Source organism: Paenibacillus contaminans (assembly GCF_003285015.1).
Taxonomy (GTDB): Bacteria; Bacillota; Bacilli; order Paenibacillales; family NBRC-103111; genus Paenibacillus_V; species Paenibacillus_V contaminans.
In genome coordinates this window covers 14,130-34,316 of sequence record NZ_QMFB01000021.1, presented here as the reverse complement: position 1 = coordinate 34,316, position 20,187 = coordinate 14,130, and the positions used below count along the sequence as shown (strand labels likewise).

Below are 20,187 nucleotides of genomic sequence, written 5' to 3'. Positions count from 1 at the left end.
AGGTGTACGATGAAATCATTTGGCAGGCGAGGCAAAAAGCTTTTGATGTGCTTTATGATGTTATGTCTCTGCTTATCTTCACTCGGTTCCGCCGTCGGTAAGGCATATGGCGCAGCATCGGATCAGATCGCACCGTCCGCTTCTCTTCCCGCGGCATTTGCCGATATTAAGGATCATTGGGCAGAGAAGCCGCTTTCGGCATGGATTGCAAACGATTACATCGAAGGGTATCCGGACGGTACGTTCAAACCGGATCACGCAGTCAATCGGGGAGAAGCGGTCGCTTTGATCAATCGTTCCTTTGGCTTTCATAATAAGGGCCGAATCGATTTTTCCGATCTGACCGTTGCGGATTGGGAGTACGAAGAGTTGGCGAAGGCGGTTAACGCCGGTTATGCCGGGGGATATCCGGACGGCACAATCGCTGCGAAGAGGGAGATCAGCAGGCAAGAAGCCGCGATGATGATCGCTCGATTGCTGGGTCTGGAAGTTGGCGGGGAGGATACCGCGGCGAACGGCTTTAAAGATGCTGCGCAAATCGCTCAATGGAGCAAAGTGGCGGTTGCGGCGGTTGCCGCAGCTCAAATCATGGAGGGTTATGAGGACGGAAGCTTTAAGCCGGAAGCCTTCCTGACTCGCGCCGAGGCTGTAGCTATTTTGGATCGGGCTTTGGCATCCAAAGCGGCATTCACGTTCGACCGTGCAGGTACATACGGACCTTCGGGAGGTGTTCGGCAGATCAACGGCGATGTCGTTGTCAGTGCTTCGGATGTCATTCTTCAGAATATGAAGATCGAAGGCAATCTGCTTTTGGCCGAAAGCATCGGGGAGGGCGACGTATTTCTACGCAATGTCACCGTTCGGGGGATGACAAACGTTAAAGGCGGAGGGGTGAACAGCATCCATGTAGACAATGGCATGCTGGCTGAAGTGATCGTGGATAGAGCCGCAGGAACGGTGCGTATCGTGGTAACGGGCAAAACGGTCATTGCGGAAACGGTTGTCAAATCCTCCGTCATTTTGGAGGAGTCGGGTGCGGATCCGGATGCGGGATTTCGCTTAGTGAAGCTCAGCGAGGCATTGGCTGATGGCTCGAAGGTAACGATGACCGGTACCTTTGACCGAGTGTATGTCGACGCGGAGAGCATCTCGATTTTACTCGAGAGAGGCATGATCGGGGAGCTGGCGGTAGCTGAAAGCGCATCGGGCGCGAGCATACAAATCGGCAAAGAAGCAAGAGTCGTTTCGATGATTCTGGATGCGATCGTTAAAGTGATTGGGGAAGGAGTAATCGAAAAGGCTGCCGTCAGCGAGAAGGCAAGAGGTACGACCTTCGAGAAGAGGCCATTGCTGGAGGCGGGAGCAGGCGCCCAAGGCAACGGCAACAGTGGCAATAACGGCGGCAACAATGGGAACAACGGCGGTAGTAACGGCAATAACGGCGGCAACAATGGTAACAATGGCGGTAGTAACGGCAATAACGGCGGCAATAATGGGAACAACGGTGGTAGTAACGGAAATAACGGCGGTAACAATGGGAACAACGGTGGTAGTAACGGCAATAACGGCGGTAATAACGGAAACAACGGCGGTAATGAACCGTCAACCTCTGCCGTAATAGCTGCGGTCTACGCGGTAAACGGGTCGATTAGCGTTACATTCGATAAGGTGCCGAATAATGTGCCGGCGATCGGCGATTTTGCTGTGCAGCAATTGATTGGTAACGGCACCCCGGCATCTGCAGCGCCGACCCATCTTGTATGGGACGAAAACGCGAAAACGGCCGTTTTAACGGTGCCTGTCGTTCATGCAAGCGAGAGCGCGCAGTCGGTCGTATATCGGGTCAGCTATAAAGGAGCGGCATCTGTCGATGCGGCGGCATTCGTCGTACCCGGCGGCATCCCGATCGTCATGAACGGGGAGGCCAAGGCGGTCGTCGTCGCACCGGCGAATCCGGATTTGCCGGTCGATCAAATTCCGGGCTGGCATAATTACAACACGTTCCTGAAAGGCAAAGTTAGAGTCGTCGATACGAAGAAGCACAGCGGCGGCAATAGTTTGCACATCAACGACGAGGATGCGATGAACTACACGGTGGAAAGCAATCGCGTCGAGGTTTCGCCCGGAAGCAGCTATACGGCGTCCGCGCAATATTACTTGGAATCCGGCGATCCGTACCCGGCGCTTCTCATTTATTTTTACGACGAGAACGGATCGCTGATCGATTTTTACCCTTATGATATCGGCGATCAAACGGGAGAGTGGGCTGAGCTATCCTGTACGGGTACGGCTCCCGCCCAAGCGAAATATGCGGCAGTCGTGCTTCAATCGGATTCGACCGGCAAGAGGAGCGTATATTTCGACGATGTTGTGTTTAAGGAAACGAGCGGCGGAGAGCTTCCTGTGCAAAATCCCGGTTTTGAAAATAACGCGGGGATAGCAGTCGACACTTTCGTCGAGTATGTCCGAAAAGCCTCGGGGGCGACGCTGCCGATCGTAACGGAGGAGCAGCTGCAGCAAGATGAAAGCATCGATCCCGATCTCATCCGCATCTACGTAGGAGGAAGCACACCGACGGGAGATGCCGACATCGATCAAGCACTGGCTGCTATCAATACCGGCGGCTTTGTCATTCGAACGGAGGACGGCGCGATCCGAATTATCGGCTCGACTTCACAAGGGACGGAATTCGGCGTTTATGAATTTTTGGAGCGTTACCTCGGCGTCCGCTGGTTAATGCCTGGAGATGAAGGGGAGCATGTGCCGAAACGCAGCACGATTATCGTGCCTCAAGAGCGGGTTCGCGAAGAGCCTGCCACGATATCCCGTCATATTTTCTGGATGGAGTCTCCGGCTTCCAATGTCGACTGGCTGCGTTTTAACCGCATGCATGACAATATTCAGTTCCATCATAACCTGGAATATTTGTTCGATCCGGCGGTTTTCGGCGATCATCCCGAATATTATCCCGGCGGCGTTTTGCCTGAACCCGGTACTTGGGAATGGAATCCGTGTCTGAACGACGATACGGCAGCGGCGGCTATTGCACGCATCAAGCAGTATTTTCAGCAAAATCCGCAAGCGTCATCGTTCTCCTTGGGTGTAACGGACAGCAGAAAGCATTGCGAATCCGATCCGAGCCATCCGAATTACCCGGGAGCCGATCATCTCAACTCGATTGGATTATTGAACATCTCCGATCTTTACTATCCGTGGGTGAACCGGATTGCCGAAGGCGTTCTGGAGGAATATCCCGACAAGTATTTCGGATTGCTGGCGTATGCCCAGGTTTACGATCCTCCGATGAATGCGGACGGTACGCCGTTTAAGCTTAATTCGCATGTCATTCCTTACATTACGGACGACCGGGTATCGTGGCTCGATCCGGAAATCGATGCGGAAGCGCAAGCGCATATGGTACGCTGGAAAAAGTCGGCGACGAATTTCGGTTTTTACGAGTATTTATTCGGTTCGCCGTACAGCTTGCCGCGCATGTATTTGCACAAGATGGCCGAGAACTATCGATACGCCAAGGATAACGGCGTCATCGGCCATGTGGCGGAGTGGATGCCGAACTTTGGCGAGGGCCCCAAGCTGTGGATTTCGGCCAAGCTGCAGTGGAATCCGGATCAGGACGTCGAGCAGCTGACGAACGAATGGTATACGACTGCCGTAGGATCGGCTTCAGCGCCGTTTTTGCAGGAGTACTACGAGCATTGGGAGGATTTTTGGACCCGGCGCGTGTTCGAATCCGAATGGTATTTAATGTGGAAGCATTCGGTTCCCAGATCGAATTATTTGAACATCTACACCCATGATTACTTGAAAATGATCACGAAGGAAGAGCTGCAAGCAAGCCGCATCTTGATGCAAAAGGTTGTGGACCTTGCGGAGACGGACGAACAGCGGGCCCGCGCCGAATATTTGATGGGCACCTTCGAGTTTTACGAGGCGTCCGCACTGAGCTATCCGCGTACGCAAGCTGTACCCGTTCCTGCAGACGAAACGTCTGCGCTCGCCATGGTCGCCGATTTCAGGCAAAGCATCGAGATGGCGGCGAAGCGGAAGTTGTATATCGCAGACAACCAAATGAGATACACGCAAATGTGGGATGGCGTTCAGCAGGTTCTGATCAACGCGCTCCTCGCCTATGTGGAGGCTCACGAAGACGAGAACGGCGTCATACGCGGGGAATTGGATCAAATTATGATCGATTTCCCGGGAGTCATCAGGCAGCCGGCGTATGCCGTCAAAACGAACGCAGGCGAAGAGATCATCCTGCAATCTCTTGATTTCAATCAGGGGCCGTGGGTTCACGCCAAGCCGTTCAATCAATTTTTGACGACGCCGGATAAGCAACAGCCTCCTGTTGAAACGAAAGTGCGTCTCCTATGGGACGACACCAATCTGTATGTCGGATACGAAAACTTCGATTCCGATATAGGCGCCATGGTATATAACGATGCCGTTTCCGGCAATTGGTGGGATGGGCCGACTCCGGATTCCGTCGAAACGTTCCTGGGCGATACGAGCACGATGTACAAAGGGTTTTTCAGCAATATGAACGACGTAAAATTCGGCTTTAAAATGGGGATCAATCCTCCGACCGGCCGGCAGGGAAGTCCGGAAACGCAGTGGAAGGTCGGCTCCCGTATTTATGGCGACCGCTGGAACACCGTTCAGGTCATTCCTTTTGCAAGCATCAATATTGATCCTGAGACTGCCGGCTCCTTGATGGGATTTTTCTTAAGGAACTACCACGGGCAGAACCTTTATTTGAGCTGGTACGGCGGAAATACGTGGGCAACGGAGGACTTTAACGTCATTCATCTGGAGGACAATCAGACCGACCCGGAAATATGGGTGACGGCGGTCAACGGATCGATCCAGGTTAAACTGCCCGAAGGCTCCGAAGCGCCGACGGTCGGGGATTTCCAAGTGGAGCAGGCGATTATGCCCGGAGCTCCCGCCGCAATAACGGCAGCGCTCGACTCCTGGAATCCGGATTCGCGTATAGCGGTCTTAACGGTTCCGGCCGTTGCGGCGGGCGAGTCGGATCAGTCGGTGGTGTACGGGGTGAGCTACAAGAACGGACCGCCGGTTGAAGCTGCGGCATTCCTTGTGAAAGGCCAAATTGTCATCGTGGAAGACGGGTTAGCCAAAGCGGTCGTCGTCGTTCCGACGCCGGCGGATCATCGGATACCGGGGTGGAGACTGACTCATCCGATCAGGGAAATGGAAGCCGGCAAGATGAAGATCGTCTCGTCCAAAAGCTACAGCGGCGGCCACAGCGTACACATCGACGACGCCTCCGTCACTCAAGTGCAAGGGCTGGAAAGCAATCTCGTCCCGATAACCGGGGGTGAAGCTTATACGGTCAGCGCGATGACGTACAGCGAGTCAGGCAGCTTGCCGCTACTATTGATTTACTATTACGACCAGGCGGGAACCTTGATCGACGGCGGTTATGTCGAGGGAGGGATAGAGGGACAATGGGCCCCGATATCGATAACGAGAGCGGCTCCCGTCAATGCGGCGTATGCGTCCGCGGTTCTTTTCTCCGATTCGGTCGGCGTCAGAAATATGTATTTTGACGATGTCGTCATGAAAAACGCGAACGGCGACGAGCTGCCGATCGGCAATCCGGGGTTCGAGCTCGTCTCGAACGGCGCGGCTGAAATGTTCGCCGAGTATGTGCTCAAGTCATCGGCCGCCGTTTTGCCGGTCGTAACGGAAGAAGAGCTGTCGGGCGGCGGGGAGAGCTATGACGATTATGTCCGGATTTATGTCGGAGGCGCCGTTCCTACGGGTTATCCGGTGATCGATCAGGCGTTGGAGGGGCTCCAGGACGACGGTTTTGTGATCGATGCGGCAGGCAATAAAATAACGATCATCGGGCCGACGGATACGGGAACCGAACGGGGCGTCAAACATTTTCTGGAGCGTTATCTCGGCGTCCGCTGGGCGGTGCCCGGGGGAGACGACGAAGTTGTGCCCCCAATGAGCACGATTGCGATCCCCCGCAGTTAGCGGACCGAGCCCCGCGCGCCGGAAGTCGCGCGGGGGCGGAAACGCAATCCATGCCGCAGCAGCGCGTTAGGCCGGGTGCCGACGAAAGTGTCGGCACCTTTTTTCGATAGCTTGTGCGAATCGAGATGGAATAGGGAAACACACGAATTGGTGAAGCCTTGAGGAAAAGGTAATTGCTAGCGAGCCAAACGAAATTATTCTTTTACCCAAACTCCTACTCCTTACCGCCGATGCCCTTTTTCCGGAAAAATAATAAGGGAAAGTTAACTACTAGTGGCATTCGTTACTAATCCTCGCCGAAAGCCCATGTGTTTTGGAGGCATAATGAGGCAAAGTGAACTATCAGTGAGGCCAGCCTTACTATTTCTCGCCGAAAACCCGTGTTTAAGCGAGTTAATGAGGCAAACGCAACCAATAGTGAGGCAAACGAAATGAATAATGCCGTTTGCCTCACTAACGGGCAGAACGAGCAGATTACCGGTGGAATAGTGCGGACAGCCTCATTAACAATAAGGTTTTCACAACTACGCGTACAATCCATGCATAACAATTAAATTTCCGTGTTTGCTTTCGTAACCGTTTCTTCAACAATTTGCGTCAGCCCGGCGGCATGGTTGAATGCGGAGGGCAGCTACGGAATAGCCGGACGGTCCTTAGGACGGTCTTAGGTCTTTTGTCTTTTGCTATTACGCATATCGTAGAAGCGGCTCTACACCTACGGTAAACGCCGGTAACAGGACGCCGGCAGCGTTTTGCCTTGAAATTTTTATAAAAAATGGCCGGAGCGTATTAAATTTTGGCATGCATTTTGCAAGCTCTTATTTTACATTGAAGGGTAAGGAAGAAAAGGATGCACAGGTCCTCTTCCTTATACGATAACCGGAAGGGTGGGGTACTAGGATGAGCGAACATCAACCATCGTATGCCCGATTGCATGCAGGTTTCTGCTCCTGTTCATGGTTTTGATAACGGTTATCTTCGAGGAACGGTCATTCATAAATCCAGTCACGACTAGCGCGATATTCGAAAGCGCTTTTCTACGCCATTAAGCGCAATGCAAGCGCAATTATTATAACGATAACGTCATGTCGGGCATATCGAGCTGTTTACGACAGGACATCTCGTTGACCCGGCTTTCGAACAGTGATCATAGAGGATGCTTATAAACGATTACTTATAGTGTCGGAGGAGTGGAGAACGAACATGAAGTTCAGTTTAGGAAAAGTGGATATCACGCCTGACAAGCCTATATTTATGCATGGATTCGGTGACAGATCGCATAAAAGCGAAGGGGTTCTCGAACCGATTTATATGAAAGCCGCCCTGCTTCAAGCGAACCAAACGCTGCTGATCGTAACGATAGACGCTCTGGGCTCCGACCGCAGCTTTATCGCAGGCATTAAAGAGGCGTTACGGGAGCGCTTCGGATTCGCACCCGATGAAGTGCTGATCAATTTTTCCCATACGCACCACTCCGTTTATTTGACAGGCGTCGATCCCGAGCTGCGCAAGGGCGGGTACAGTATGGGGCAGTCCTATTGGGCGGAGAACGAGCAGGAGCTGGACTATGCGGAAGACGAAGCTTATTTTGCCTTCATTAGGGATGAGCTGCTGCGTACGGTTTCCTCTTGCTTCGATAGCTTATGCGACGGGGAGCTGCAAATCGCACGCGGCACGTCGGATTTCGCGGTGAGCCGGAGACGCCCGACGCCGGAAGGCGGGGTATCCTGGCAGCCTTATTACGAAGCGGACATCGACAAGGATTTGTTCGTATTAAAGCTGACCGACACGGCGGGGAGCCTGAAGGGGATTATTTACAGCTACGGCTGTCATACGACGGCGATGGGCTCGGATAACTATTTGATCTCCAACGATTTTGCCGGAACGACGTCAGCCGTACTCGAGGAGGCTTACCCCGGTTCTATCGCCATGTTCCTGCAGGGCTGCGCCGGCGAGCTGAAGCCGCTGCATAGTGCGGAAGAGGACCGGTTCATCGCATGCGATGCCGTTCGAACGGGGAAGGCGGGCGCCTATTTGGCCAAGGACGTTATAACGGTCATGGAGCAAGGCGAGTTTACGAAAGTGAACTGCCGCTTCCGGACGGAGCTCCGCGATCCTTTGCTTTATACGGAGCAGACACAAGCTTCCTTCTACGAACGGATGGTCGAAGATCCGAAGTACAATGATTTTTACCGCAACGCGGCTTTGCGGACGATCGACGCTATGGCGAACGGTACGATCAAGGAGCGGGTGCCGTTCTATATTTCCGTGTGGCAGCTGGATGAAGAGACTTCCCTGATCGCCATGGAGGGAGAGGTGTCGACGGAATACTCCCTGCTGCTGAAACGAATATTCGGCAATGGCAAAATGATCGTGATCGGCTACACAAACGGTGTATTCAGCTATGTACCAACCCGTAAAATGATCGGCGAAGGCGGCTACGAAGCGGAATGCAATTTTTTCTTCGGGCTCCGCGGTCCTTTCGTTCCGGAAATAGAAGATATCATCGTCGGGCAAGTGGCTCAGGCGCTGCACCGGCGGGCTTGACAAGCCGCCAAGTTTAAACGGTCTCGCCACCCTTTCAGAAGGAAGAGCGCGTTTACCGGGAAATCGGACATTCAGCGGCGTGTTCTATCTAGGATGTTGAGAAAACTTTGTCCCTGGCTTTACGAGTACGGTTCTTTGAAAATAACATATGATGCAAGGAGAGATATGGCATGTTAATCGCGCAATGGTCGTTAAAAGGCAGCGGTCGGGATGGCTGCGGCAAGCATCACGGGCAAATGCACAATGTGGAATTTGTCGAAGGGGTGGACGGGCAGCCCGGCGGTGCGGCGTATTTTAATGGAATCGATAGCTTTATCGAAGTGGAGGATCAAGCCGGCTTGCATTTTGACGACGGCGATTTCACCGTTACGGCATGGGTAAAAGCGCCCAAGCATGCTCACCCTGTCGGCGACGTGCTCAGCAAATTCGATGCGGATGCCCGGCGCGGCTTTCATCTGACGGTCGGCGGCAACAGCTCCGGATACAGCTCGGTCAGCGACAATCGCGTCGTCTTGTTCGGCATGGACAACGCGGTCACCGGGGAGTGGAGGGATTGCGGCAAGCCGCGGGAAGACAATACGCTCATCGCCGGCTTGGTCGTCTACAAGAACAAGCTTTATGCCAGCATGGCGGATGCGCTAACGAACGAAGAGGCCTGCAAGGTGTACAGGTATGAAGGAAACGGCCGCTGGACGGATGTGGGCAGAGTCGGCAAAGACCCGCGTACGCGGTCGGTCCAGGCAATGATCGTTCACGACGGGGAATTGTATGTCGGCACCGGCGTATGGGACTGGACGAAAATGTATGCCAATCTTTGCGGGCCGACCCGTTTGTTCCGTTACGTGAAGGATCACGAGTGGGTGGACTGCGGCGCTTTCGGCAAAGGCCAAACGACGATCAGCCTCGCATCCTATCAAGGCAAAATATATACCGGCGACGACCGCGGCCAATGCTTCAGCTACGACGGCAAAGGCAATTGGGAGTTTTGCGGACAAATCGGAGTCGGCGGACATGACGACCGGCTCGATTCGATGACGGTTTGGAAGGAACGCCTGTACGGGTGCACGCACAGTGACGTGTACATCTACGAAGGCGGCCGCACCTGGAGGCGGATCAGCCAGCAGCCGCTCATGCAGACGCAGCTACACAAAATCCACGTTCACCGCGGCGAGCTGTTGGTCGGCACATGGCCGGACGGCAAAATCATCCGCTACCTCGGCGGGGAAGAGTGGGAGGATCTCGGCGAGACCGGGATCGACTCCAGCTATAAAATTAATGAGGTAAACGATCTGATCGCTTACAATGGCAAGCTTTATGCGGGTGTCATCCCGAAATCGGAGGTTTTCCGCTTCGACGGCTTGCATCAATGGGAGAACATGGCTCAGCTCGTGGACAACGCGGATTGGGACGTGTACGACATCGAAACATGGTGCCGCATCCCTTGCTTTGCGACGTACGGCGGCTTGCTGTATGCCGGAACATCGACCTGCCACGGCAGAGCTTCGGACAATCCGGATGCGAACGTCGGTAAGGTGTTCTCCTATGAAGCGGGCAAATGTGTCTCGTACGACGACGATATCGGAACGGAATGGGCGCATATCGCTGCCGTGCGATCGAACAACTCCTTGCAGCTGTATGTTAACGGCGAGCTGGTGTCCGAAAAATCCGATTTCTCCTCGCAGGATTACGACTTGTCCAACAAGATTTCGTTAAAAATCGGAGCGGGCGAGCATCATTATTTCAAAGGAGCTTTATCGGATTTGCGCATCTATAATAACGCTTTGAGTGCGGATGATATCCGCAAAATTAGAGAAGGTCGGTAAGCCTGCGATACAACCCCCTGTCTGGACGGCAGGGGGTTTTTACGTACGTATGATGAACGAATATCGGATAGCAACGATGCGGACGGACTAGATGTTATACCGCTCAAAACGATTTCGCTCAGCCTCCTCCGGAAGGCGCAGGTTTATTTTCCTTATGCGGCAAAAAGCGGTATAATCGGGGGAGAAACGAAAGACCGCAGAAGAGGTGAAGAAGCGATGAGCTTACAGCAGGACGTGATCAACCGGTTTGGCGTCAACCCGGCAATCGACGTGGATGAGGAAATACGCAAGCGGGTCGACTTTCTTAAGGAGTATACGCTTAAATCGGGCACGAGCGGGCTGCTCATAGCGATTAGCGGGGGGATCGACAGCGCGGTTGCGACCGGTCTTTGCAAGAAAGCGACAGACGAGCTGACTGCCGAAACCGGCAAGGAATATATTACGCTCGGCGTGTTCCAGCCATATGGCGAACAGAGCGATATTTCCGACAGCTACGCGGTAGCGGAAGCGTTCAAGCTGGACAAGAAGGTGGAGACGAACATCGAGGACGGCGTGAACGAAACAGTGCTGGAAACCGAGTTCGCGCTGAAGTCGCTCGGCATTCACAAGCACCTGAGCCGCGGGGGCAAAGGCAATGTCAAAGCCCGCACCCGCATGGTCGTACAGTACGCGCTGGCGTTCGAGATGAACCTGCTGGTCGTCGGTACGGATCATGCGTCGGAGGCGATCACCGGCTTTTTCACGAAATACGGGGACGGGGCCGTCGACATTACGCCGCTCAGCTCGCTCAACAAGCGGCAGGTCCGCCAATTGGCATCGAGTCTCGGCGTTCCGCAAAGCGTCCTTGATAAAGCGCCGACTGCGGGGTTATGGGACGGGCAAACGGACGAGAACGAGCTCGGCATCACTTACGGCGACAACAGCGACTATCTTGAAGGCAAGCAGATCGATCCGGCTGCCCAAGAGAAGCTGGAGAAACAGTATTTGAAAACGGAGCATAAGCGTTCGCCGATTCCCGGCATCTAGTCGTCGCCAAGAAATAGGAGCGGAACAGATAATGCTGCATATAACGAGGAGGAGTTAAGGATGGCACAAACATTCAGCGAAATCGTCGAGAAGCTGATCGCGGATCAATCGATCGTAACGATCGGCTCGGGCGAAAATGAAATTACGGGTTCGATCGCCGCTTTTGACCGGGAAGCGAAGGTGTTTACTTACGTGGAGCGCAATAATCCGTTCACACACCTTATCCCGCTGGCATCGGTGCGCAGTATCGGCGTCGAGCAATCGGGGAACTTGTTGTCTTGCTACTTGGAGCTGTTCAAACGATAAATATTGTAAAAACCGTTCACGGTCTTGTGCCGTCGAACGGTTTTTTATTGAATGTATCCGTATATCGCGGAAGCGGATCTCAGCCTCGATAAACGCGCGAGTATTTAGCTCATGTTTACGAAGTCGCTTTCTTCGAAAGCGTTTAGGACGGCGAATCCGTTTATCCTTACTATGAGAATAAGCCCCCTATGCTGTAGTCCGAAATAGCCCGCTTGGATCAAGGGATCGAGGTTCGCCTTACGATGGAGTCCGATTTTGCCCGCTTAAAGAACGGATTTACCGGTGTGCCGAGCAAAATCCCCGCTGCAAGTAGGCGTTTTCGGACTGCGGACGAGGAAAGAAAGCCGTACTCGATTCCAAGTGGGCAAAATCGGACAACGCATGCAAGCGACGAGTAAGGAGGGGCAAGCAGGTGACGGAGAGCACCGAAGGCGAGCAAGAGGTAATGGGTATGGGGGCCACCAGCAAAGGAGCTTTGCTATCGGCTGCCTTTGAAATCGTGTTTCTACCTCGTAATAAGTTCAAAGACGAACACCACAGACGCACGTCGGCGTTTATTCGCGGATTATGCGTCACAATAAAGCCTGCCGGCGTCAATGACACCGGCAGGCTTTTATTATAGGCCTAAATTTTGCGATCCTCTAACCTTTGGCGAAGATGCATGCAATTGATTACTTTTTCTTTGAGATCCTGTACCGTATAAAAGTAATGATTGCTGGCTTCGAAGCCGATGCGGGAATCGTTCCGCACAATATGGTAAAGCTCCTTGGCCAGTTCGATTTCCTCGTCGATAATAGCAAAGAGCTGCTCCTTCAAACGTTCGGCCTCTTGGTTATCTGCAGCAGCATCCAGCTTATCCCTCAGTCTCACAAACATCGTTTGCAAATGGGAAGTTTTGAGATGGCAGTATGCCGCTTTGGCCACATGCTGCAAATCGACGAATGCGGCCGTCTTCCGGCTGTCCGAGCTGTCGATGAGCGATTCCGCTTCTTTAAGGATATCTAGGCCTTGCTTCCAGCCGTCGGCAACCAACTGAAACTGCTCCTCGAGTACTTCCTCCGGATAGATCGACCGCCAGCGCTTCAGATCGTCATAAGGAATGCCGACCATGGTGGCGCTAAAGCCCGTCGGCTTGTCGTACAGCAAATTGGCCGGTCCTATATTTTGCGGGGCGGTGTACGCAACGCCGATATCGAAAGGAAAGTGCCCGAATGCGCTGCTGAACGCGCTCCACGCTTGCCTGACGACGTCACCGGCCTCGTCGCCGAATACTTTGCCGGCAACAAGCGCGGGTCCCTTAACGCTCGTTTCCTCCGTATCCCAGTAATATTGGGAAGCGAACTCCAAATTCAAGGACGGATAGCCGCCAAGCGTCCAACTAAGCATCAATCCGCTTACGCCCGACTTTTCCAGGTTGTTCAAATGCCGCTCGAGCAAATCCATAGTAGGCAAATAAGGGACGGATGCGCATTCCCAGGTGATATTGAACTGCACCTTGGCTACGGCAGAAAGTCCTCTTTGTTTGGCCTTGCTCCAAATGCGCAAAGACTTCTCGCTGGGGCCCACTTGCGAAATGGAGTAGTCGACTACATGTCCTTCGACGCCGCCGATATTTGTAATAAGGCCTTCTTCGCTGTTGCTCATCACGCTTACGCGGTCGGGCAGCAAGCCGATGGCTTCGTCGATCGACTCGGGAGTCCATCCGAGCCACTTCGTCCATCCCCAAGTCCAGCATAAAATTCTGGCATTAGGCGCCACGCTGTGCGCGGCTTCGGCGATAATCCGGTTAACCTCCGATGCAACCTCATGCGGCGTTCGGCTTGCGCAGCGCGGACAGTTCGTATTGCCGCCGCCCGCCCGGGAAAAACAGTTCGTCAAATTTTCCGACATGGTGATCGTGAAGAGACCTGCGAGCTTCGGAACTTCCGTGAACAGCCGGGCAGTGCTCGTTCGGAGATACGCCTGAACTTCAGGGTGCGAAGTGCAAAGCGTTGCATCCTCTACATCGACATGGCCCTTCCAGTCCGGAAACTCCTCAAAAAACTGCAGAGGCATCGCCCGCGGCTCGTTGTAGTACAAGTAGATCCCGATGCCGTAATCGGCAGCGCGATCGACGAGCCTTCTCAAGCCTTCGATACGCTTCTCCCAGTCTATCGAAAGCTCTGGCGCACGCTCGAAAGGAACCAGCTTGTAAAGAACGGCCTGCAGCCATACGCCGTTAACGCCCAGCTTGGAGAGCTGAAGCAGCAGTTCTTCCGGATACGGATCGATGTCGGCATCCAGCAGCGGATCCCCGTATACGGCGAAGTAGGAATAAACATAACGCAGATCGAAGCGGGTATTGCGCGTAACCGATTTTTGCTCGAGGTAAGGCGCGTTGCGTTCCTCCATCTTTTTTTGCAGCCAGTTCAAGCCTCTTAACAGCCCGACTTCGTCGACGGCCTGGATATCGATACGGTCTGCGGTTACCCGGATTTGATGGCTTTCGGACAATAAGGAAGAATCGGGCTTAACGGAAAGCAAAATAGTTTTCTGTGCGGGAGCCGCCACCTCATCGGCGGAATCGGGGGAGGCGGACAAACGGATTCCCCATGCCGCTTCATGCTCGTCCGCAAAACGGCGCGCAAACTTCTCGGCCCTTTCCAGCCCTTGCGGATAGACGAGCGTCCATTCGTCGCTTAGCAGCACTTCGTCCGGATTTGTCGAAACAACCCACGGCGAAGCGGGTTTGTTACGCTTTGCAAAGGTATTCAAGAAATCAAAGGGCTTGACCGGGCTCTCGTTACGGCTGTCCGGAAAATGAGTATCGATAATACCGCGGATTTCCCGAGTGCGAGTTTCCTCTTCCGGCGTAAGCGGTCTGTACGTAACGGGCTCTACCGAAGGCTTTAAATTACCCAATTTGACCCAAAGGAAATCGTCCTCTTTGAGTGCGTAAGCAAGCATGTCGGCACTCCATCCAAGCAGCTCCAGCAGCTGATCGTAGGGCAGGATATGCCAGTTGGCGCGGATGATCGTAATATAACCGCGGATCAGCCATTGCTCATCGATGCTCGGCGGAACGCGAAGCCCCATGTCGCGGGCGAGCGAAAGCACGTTTTCTTCCGTCGTTCCGAGAATTTTCGCCAATCTGTCCAGCGGAACAAGCTCCCAATTGCGCCATACCACCGTTTGCTGAACGGTTGGGAAATGGGGGAGACTCAGCGGTTTAATCTCTTCTTTCGGTGCATAGCCGGGATACAGCATAGTTACCTCCGCATATGTTTAATATAGCTAACCAAAAGACCCTTCGAATGATTAATTTTATATAATATATAATATTTATTTTAGCAAAGTTAAATTGTTTGAACAATAGGAAACGAAAAAAGACGGTACGGCTGGGGAGCTGTACCGTCAAACTTTTAAGAAAGTATTTCATGATAGCGGCTCAAAAAACTTGCGGTAAACATCAGCGTCAAAAACGGCGGCAGGCTATTGCCTCGGCAAGCAGTGCTTGAACAAATCGCGGTCGTGGCCTACAGACTGTTCGGCTGACATCTCCCTATTGTTTTTTTGGATTTTTTGGAGTGATCGTTACAGATACCGATGCGGTATTGGAGTAATCCTGTCCGTCAAAAGCCTGAAAAGTAAAAGTATCGCTGCCCGTTTTCCCGGGTCTGGGCGTGTAAGTGAAGGAACCTGTCGAAGGGTTCGTTATTACCGCCGTACCTATAGTCCCGTTCTGCACGATTCTGTAAGTCAATTCGTCAGCATCGTCGTCCGCAGCCGTTAACGTGCCGCTTACCGCCGTTTTTTTTACGGTTGTCAACGTCAAGTTCTGCGCGGCAGGCGCTTTATTTGCGGCGGCAGGCGCGATTATCGTTTCGTAAGCCAGCGGAATGCGGAATGCCGCTCCCGGAGCGATGTCATATACATATCCTTTGCTGAAATCATTGTTGTCCACATAACGCCGGATAAGCGTCGTAGTTCCCAAATCGAGCTTGTATTGATTCGTTCCGACTTGCGTGACGCCGTGAATTTTATAGACCGCATTCCGCTCGCCGTCATTGTCGACATAGACGTATTTTCCGACAAGCTCGCCGCTGTCCACACCTTGCAGGTCCAGATTGACCGTGATGTCGTTCGTCATGGACAGATCCTGCGTGAAATCGGCGACGGTGCCTGTTAATTGCGCCGTATCTTCGTCGATAAGCGGAAGCCCGGCCGGTCCGATCAGCGTTCCTTCATTGAGGTAGCTATACACAGGCTCGCCGTTTTGCTCCGAGTAAACCCCGAATGCCCCCTGGAACTGGAATTTCCCATCCACGGTATAAAGCACGGACGGATCAAGCGCGCTGACGATGTAGTCGGTTCTGCCGTTCGTCAAGACGACTTTCACCGCCTTCACGTCATTGCCGGTCTCCGGTGTGCCATACACGGTTACCGTTACCGGCTCGATCGATTGAACGTATCGTTGCGATTCGTACGGCTCGATGATCGAAGTGAACAGCGAATCCAGATTGCTGCCGCCGCGGTGGGCGACTACATAACGGAAGCTTTTCGGATTGTTCACCACTCTTTGCGACGGGCTTCCGTCCGCCAGCGCCACATCGTCGACCTGTCCGAGCATAGTCAAGCGGAGATGAACGTCCCGCGGCGGCTGGTTGAGATTCCATGTATCCGTAATATCCCAGTCCACGCTGAATTGCTCGGCAGGAGCCGTATCCCGATCGACATTTTTCAAATAGTGGAAGCCCGAACCCATATAGTTGGGGCCATCGACGCTGTCGCCTGGCGCCCGTTTTCCATACTCCACATTCTCGCCTGCATAAGAGCCGATATAGTTGCCGCTTCCGTCCTTCTGCGAAACGAGGGTCAAGCCATCCGTCGTCACAGGCCCTTCGGCCGCATGGAAGCTGAAATGATGGTCGTTGCCGCCCTTAATCCGGAAGAAGTCCACCGTGTAAGAATTGGCGTCGTCGACCTTAATCATCGCCGTCGTCCGTTTGTACAGCTCGGTTTGCGGATACGGATCGGGCGCATCCACGTCGATCAGCTTCACTTGCTCGCTATCGTCAAAATGCTGCGGCTCACCGTCCCATTGAATCTGCTGCTTTGCCTTATCGACGACGACCGTATTATGGGAAACCGTATTGCGCACCCACTGATAATTATGAGTATCCGCCGATTCGGTCGATTCGGGATAGCCCAAATCCGGCGTCAGGTCGAGACCGAAGGCGTGCAGCCCGATTTGCAGCGTGTCCCGGTGGCCGTGGAAGCTGTTATTCCCGTAATACATCCAGACATTGCGCAGCGTGTCGCTATTGAAGCCTTCGCCTTTACCGTCCCTCAGCGCCGCGTACCCGGTACCGGTCATATTCGTGCTTTTTAAATTCAAAGGACCGTATTGCGCAATAATAGCTTCAATATCATCGGCAACTTGTTCGGGATTATCGGTGAAAATGTCTCCGTACAAGCCCTCCGTGCTAAACCCGTTCATGAAATGAATCAACTGGGCGTATTCGGGGTCTTGATAGTGCTTGAATGCTTCGATCATCGTCGGCATCGAGAAAAAGATGATCGGTTTTCCCGTACTTCCCGAATCGCCTATTGACGGGGTGAAAACCTCGCTTTGTATCCATTGATATACGCCTGAAAACATGTTTCGGAACTTTACGTTCTGGTAAAGGTCAGCGCTCGGATACAAGTCGTAGCCGTCAAGGATATTCGCCAGCTCGAGATAGTTGGTCAGCCATAACGAGTTATAGAGAGGAGCGGCCTCGTTGCCGTTGCCGTCGCGGTCTACAAGGTCCACCAACGTCGAGCCGATGTTACCCCCGGTAACCCGAAACGGGTTCGTTTGGAAGCCGCCGGACTGGAAGTCGAAATCCAGCCATTCCTTCGTCTCCGGAAATTTGTCGTAGACGACAGCCGCCAGCGCCAGCGCGCTTTGGTGAAATCCGGGATTCCCCCTTATACGGGAGGATTGTATACCGGGATAAATCTGTTTGACAATGCCGTCTTCAATATTGCGGCGAATGCCGCTTGCGTTGAACTTAAGCGGTCCCAGATCATATTCGGCGGATTTTGCACCCAGAAACGAGAGGAGCGCCGAATCGTTCATTGCCGGATAGAAAGCATCGTAAGCATAAAGGAAATGCTTTACGAGCAGACTCTCCCAGATCGACCCCGTAGCTTTGCCCAAACGGGTAAAGCCGTCGGCATTTTGATAGATGCTTCTGTTATAAACCGACGTATCCAAACTTGGATAGATGTCGGCTATGCGATCCAGCAGAACAGTGCCCGCACGGGCATATTTGATGTCCCCCGTATACAGATAGGCATCCCGGAACGTATCCAGCGCATTCGGAATAAACCCTTTCAAGCCTCCGGGACCGTTATCGGCCCAAATCCCCCAGTGGATATAGAAAGCGATGAATGTATAATAGTTGCCGTTTTCGTCCACCCAGCCCGTGCCGTCATCCACTCCCCAAGTCGGGCCTTTTTCCGGATAAAGCGTATTGACGAGCAGGCTGCGGTCCGCTTTATTCGGATCAAAGACGCCATGGTTGTCGAGTCCGCTGCGATAATAAGCGCCGAAATCGTTCGTCGGAAATTTGTAGCCGCTGCTCGGATCGGTAATTTTCCAAGGATCGTTAAGCGGATCGACCTTATACGGATAGGAACCGAATTTATCGATTTCCTTCCCGGTTACCGGGCTTCCGAGCTTTTCGTTTACGCTATAGCCGCGGGGAAGACTTTGCGGCGGCACTAATTCCCAAAGGAAATCAAGCCCTTTCGCCAAAAAGGCGTCCGCTTTGGTGACGGCTTCGTCTCGCAGATCGGCCGCCCAATCGTAGCTGTCGATATTGCTGCGGGCTGCGGCAATCTTATCGGCCGTATAGATCGTGCTGCGGGATTTTCCGTTTGTAATCTCGACAACATGAACCGGCAAAACCGCCGAGCGGCTGACGCCGTTCAAATAAACGTCGGCCGTTACGGTAGCCGTGCCCAATCCGGCAGCGGTCAACATCCCGGTTTGATCGACGACAGCTATGCTCTCGTCGCTGCTTGTAAATTGAATGTACTCCTGTGGGAGCTCGAACGGAACGCCGGCTTGCGTTTTCCCGATAACAGGGAGCTTGGTCTTGGAGCCGACGTAGAGCTCCGGAAGCGTGGAAGCGAACGCTACGCTCTCCAATACAGGCAAGTCCGGCGTATGCTCCAAAATAAATTCGCTTGGTGTCATCCGGTACTGGGCTGATGCCTCTTGCTTGCCAACCGTTTGCAGCGTTAGCGTATGCGTGCCTTCCGTTAAAGCTACGTAGCGGATCGGATTCGTCGGGCCAAATCCGGCGGTCGCGCCGTAAAAGTCATAGGTGCCGATCGCTTTTCCGTCGATTTGCAGCTCCGCGATCGCTCCCGATCCGGCCAGGAAACCTTTGAATTTGATCAAATAGGTTCCGTCTGCGGGGACATCGAACCGGAAATCGCGTGACATGCCGACACCTTCGGTGCCGATCGCCGCTCCGTAATTTTGATAGCCAAGGGTAGGGTACGTAGTCGGCAAGCCTACAAGACTCCAGCCTTCCTGTGTCGGCTGTCCGGGAAAGCCGATATGCGTGAACTTGTAAGTCATCGGCGGAATCAGCACGTTGATTGGCAATACCGCCGAAAAGTGAGCGCCGTTATAATATACGTTTGCCGTAACGGAAGCGGCGCCTATACCCGCAGCGGTCAGCATGCCGCTATTGGTATCGACCAAGGCCACTTCTTCGTTATCGCTGGCATATTGAATTTGCGCTCCGTACAAATCCGTCACAACGCCGTCATTCGTTTGGCCGCTTACGGCTAATTGAACTTGGGAGCCGAGAAAGATGTCCGGCTGTCCGGCAGCAAGCGTCACACCTGCCAATGACGGCATGGCCGAAACCGGCTCCAGTATAAACTCGCTTGGCGTCATTCGGTATTGGGCCGATGCCGCTTGCTTGCCGATCGTTTTGAGCGTCAGCGTGTGCGTGCCTGCCGTTAAAGCGGCATATCGAATCGCGGTCGTCGGGCCATAGCCGGCGGTCGCGCCGTAGAAGTCGTAGGTGCCTATCGCTTTGCCGTCGATTTGCAGCGCTGCGATCGCTCCCGACCCGGCCAGGAAGCCTTTGAACTTGATCAAATACGTTCCATCTTCGGGAACATTAAATTGAAAGTCGCGCGACATCCCCACGTTTTCGGTACCGATCGCCGCTCCGTAAAACTGATAGCCCAGGACAGGATAAGTCGTTGGCAAGCCTACCAGACTCCAGCCTGGCTGTGTAGGCTGGCCGGGGAAGCCGATGTGGGTGAACTTGTATATGATAGGGCTGCTCCCGGAAGCATGGGCGACAGGCGAATTAACACCCGGCATCCCGCTCATAAGCAAACTAAGAAGCAAAAGATAAAGGACAAGGCTGCTTTTCATTACTTTCATTGGTTTTCGCAC

Annotated in this window: 8 protein-coding genes; 6 read left to right on the top strand and 2 right to left on the bottom strand. The window is 53.4% G+C overall.

Annotation, left to right across the window (positions count from 1 at the left end; genetic code table 11):
* The first annotated feature begins 9 nt into the window (after positions 1–9).
* The 6 genes from DQG23_RS28500 to DQG23_RS28475 all read left to right on the top strand — a co-directional run bounded on the left by DQG23_RS28500 (position 10) and on the right by DQG23_RS28475 (position 12,354).
* Complete coding sequence (locus tag DQG23_RS28500; protein WP_113034445.1) at positions 10–6,030, top strand: DUF4838 domain-containing protein; 6,021 nt, start codon at positions 10–12, stop codon at positions 6,028–6,030.
* A gap of 1,203 nt (positions 6,031–7,233) precedes the next feature.
* Positions 7,234–8,577, top strand: coding sequence for a neutral/alkaline non-lysosomal ceramidase N-terminal domain-containing protein (locus DQG23_RS28495; protein ID WP_113034444.1), 1,344 nt, complete (start codon positions 7,234–7,236; stop codon positions 8,575–8,577).
* A gap of 170 nt (positions 8,578–8,747) precedes the next feature.
* Positions 8,748–10,400 (top strand): LamG domain-containing protein, encoded by a 1,653-nt coding sequence (locus DQG23_RS28490; RefSeq protein WP_113034443.1) that lies wholly within the window; start codon positions 8,748–8,750, stop codon positions 10,398–10,400.
* A gap of 216 nt (positions 10,401–10,616) precedes the next feature.
* Entirely contained in the window at positions 10,617–11,426 is an 810-nt protein-coding gene (nadE, locus tag DQG23_RS28485; protein WP_113034442.1) for an ammonia-dependent NAD(+) synthetase, read from the top strand.
* Between the two features lie 60 nt (positions 11,427–11,486).
* On the top strand, positions 11,487–11,732 hold the full coding sequence (locus DQG23_RS28480; protein ID WP_113034441.1) for a hypothetical protein: 246 nt from the start codon (positions 11,487–11,489) through the stop codon (positions 11,730–11,732).
* Positions 11,733–12,144: 412 nt separating this feature from the next.
* Positions 12,145–12,354, top strand: coding sequence for a hypothetical protein (locus DQG23_RS28475; RefSeq protein ID WP_113034440.1), 210 nt, complete (start codon positions 12,145–12,147; stop codon positions 12,352–12,354).
* A 2-nt stretch (positions 12,355–12,356) separates the two neighbouring features.
* Here the strand turns inward: DQG23_RS28475 and DQG23_RS28470 are convergent, their stop codons facing one another.
* Both DQG23_RS28470 and DQG23_RS28465 read right to left on the bottom strand, forming a co-directional pair.
* On the bottom strand, positions 12,357–14,978 hold the full coding sequence (locus DQG23_RS28470) for a glycoside hydrolase family 20 zincin-like fold domain-containing protein (protein WP_113034439.1): 2,622 nt from the start codon (positions 14,976–14,978) through the stop codon (positions 12,357–12,359).
* 295 nt (positions 14,979–15,273) lie between these two features.
* The gene (locus DQG23_RS28465; protein WP_113034438.1) at positions 15,274–20,175 is read right to left on the bottom strand and encodes an Ig-like domain-containing protein; all 4,902 of its coding nucleotides are present in this window, start codon (positions 20,173–20,175) and stop codon (positions 15,274–15,276) included.
* Positions 20,176–20,187: the final 12 nt, after the last annotated feature.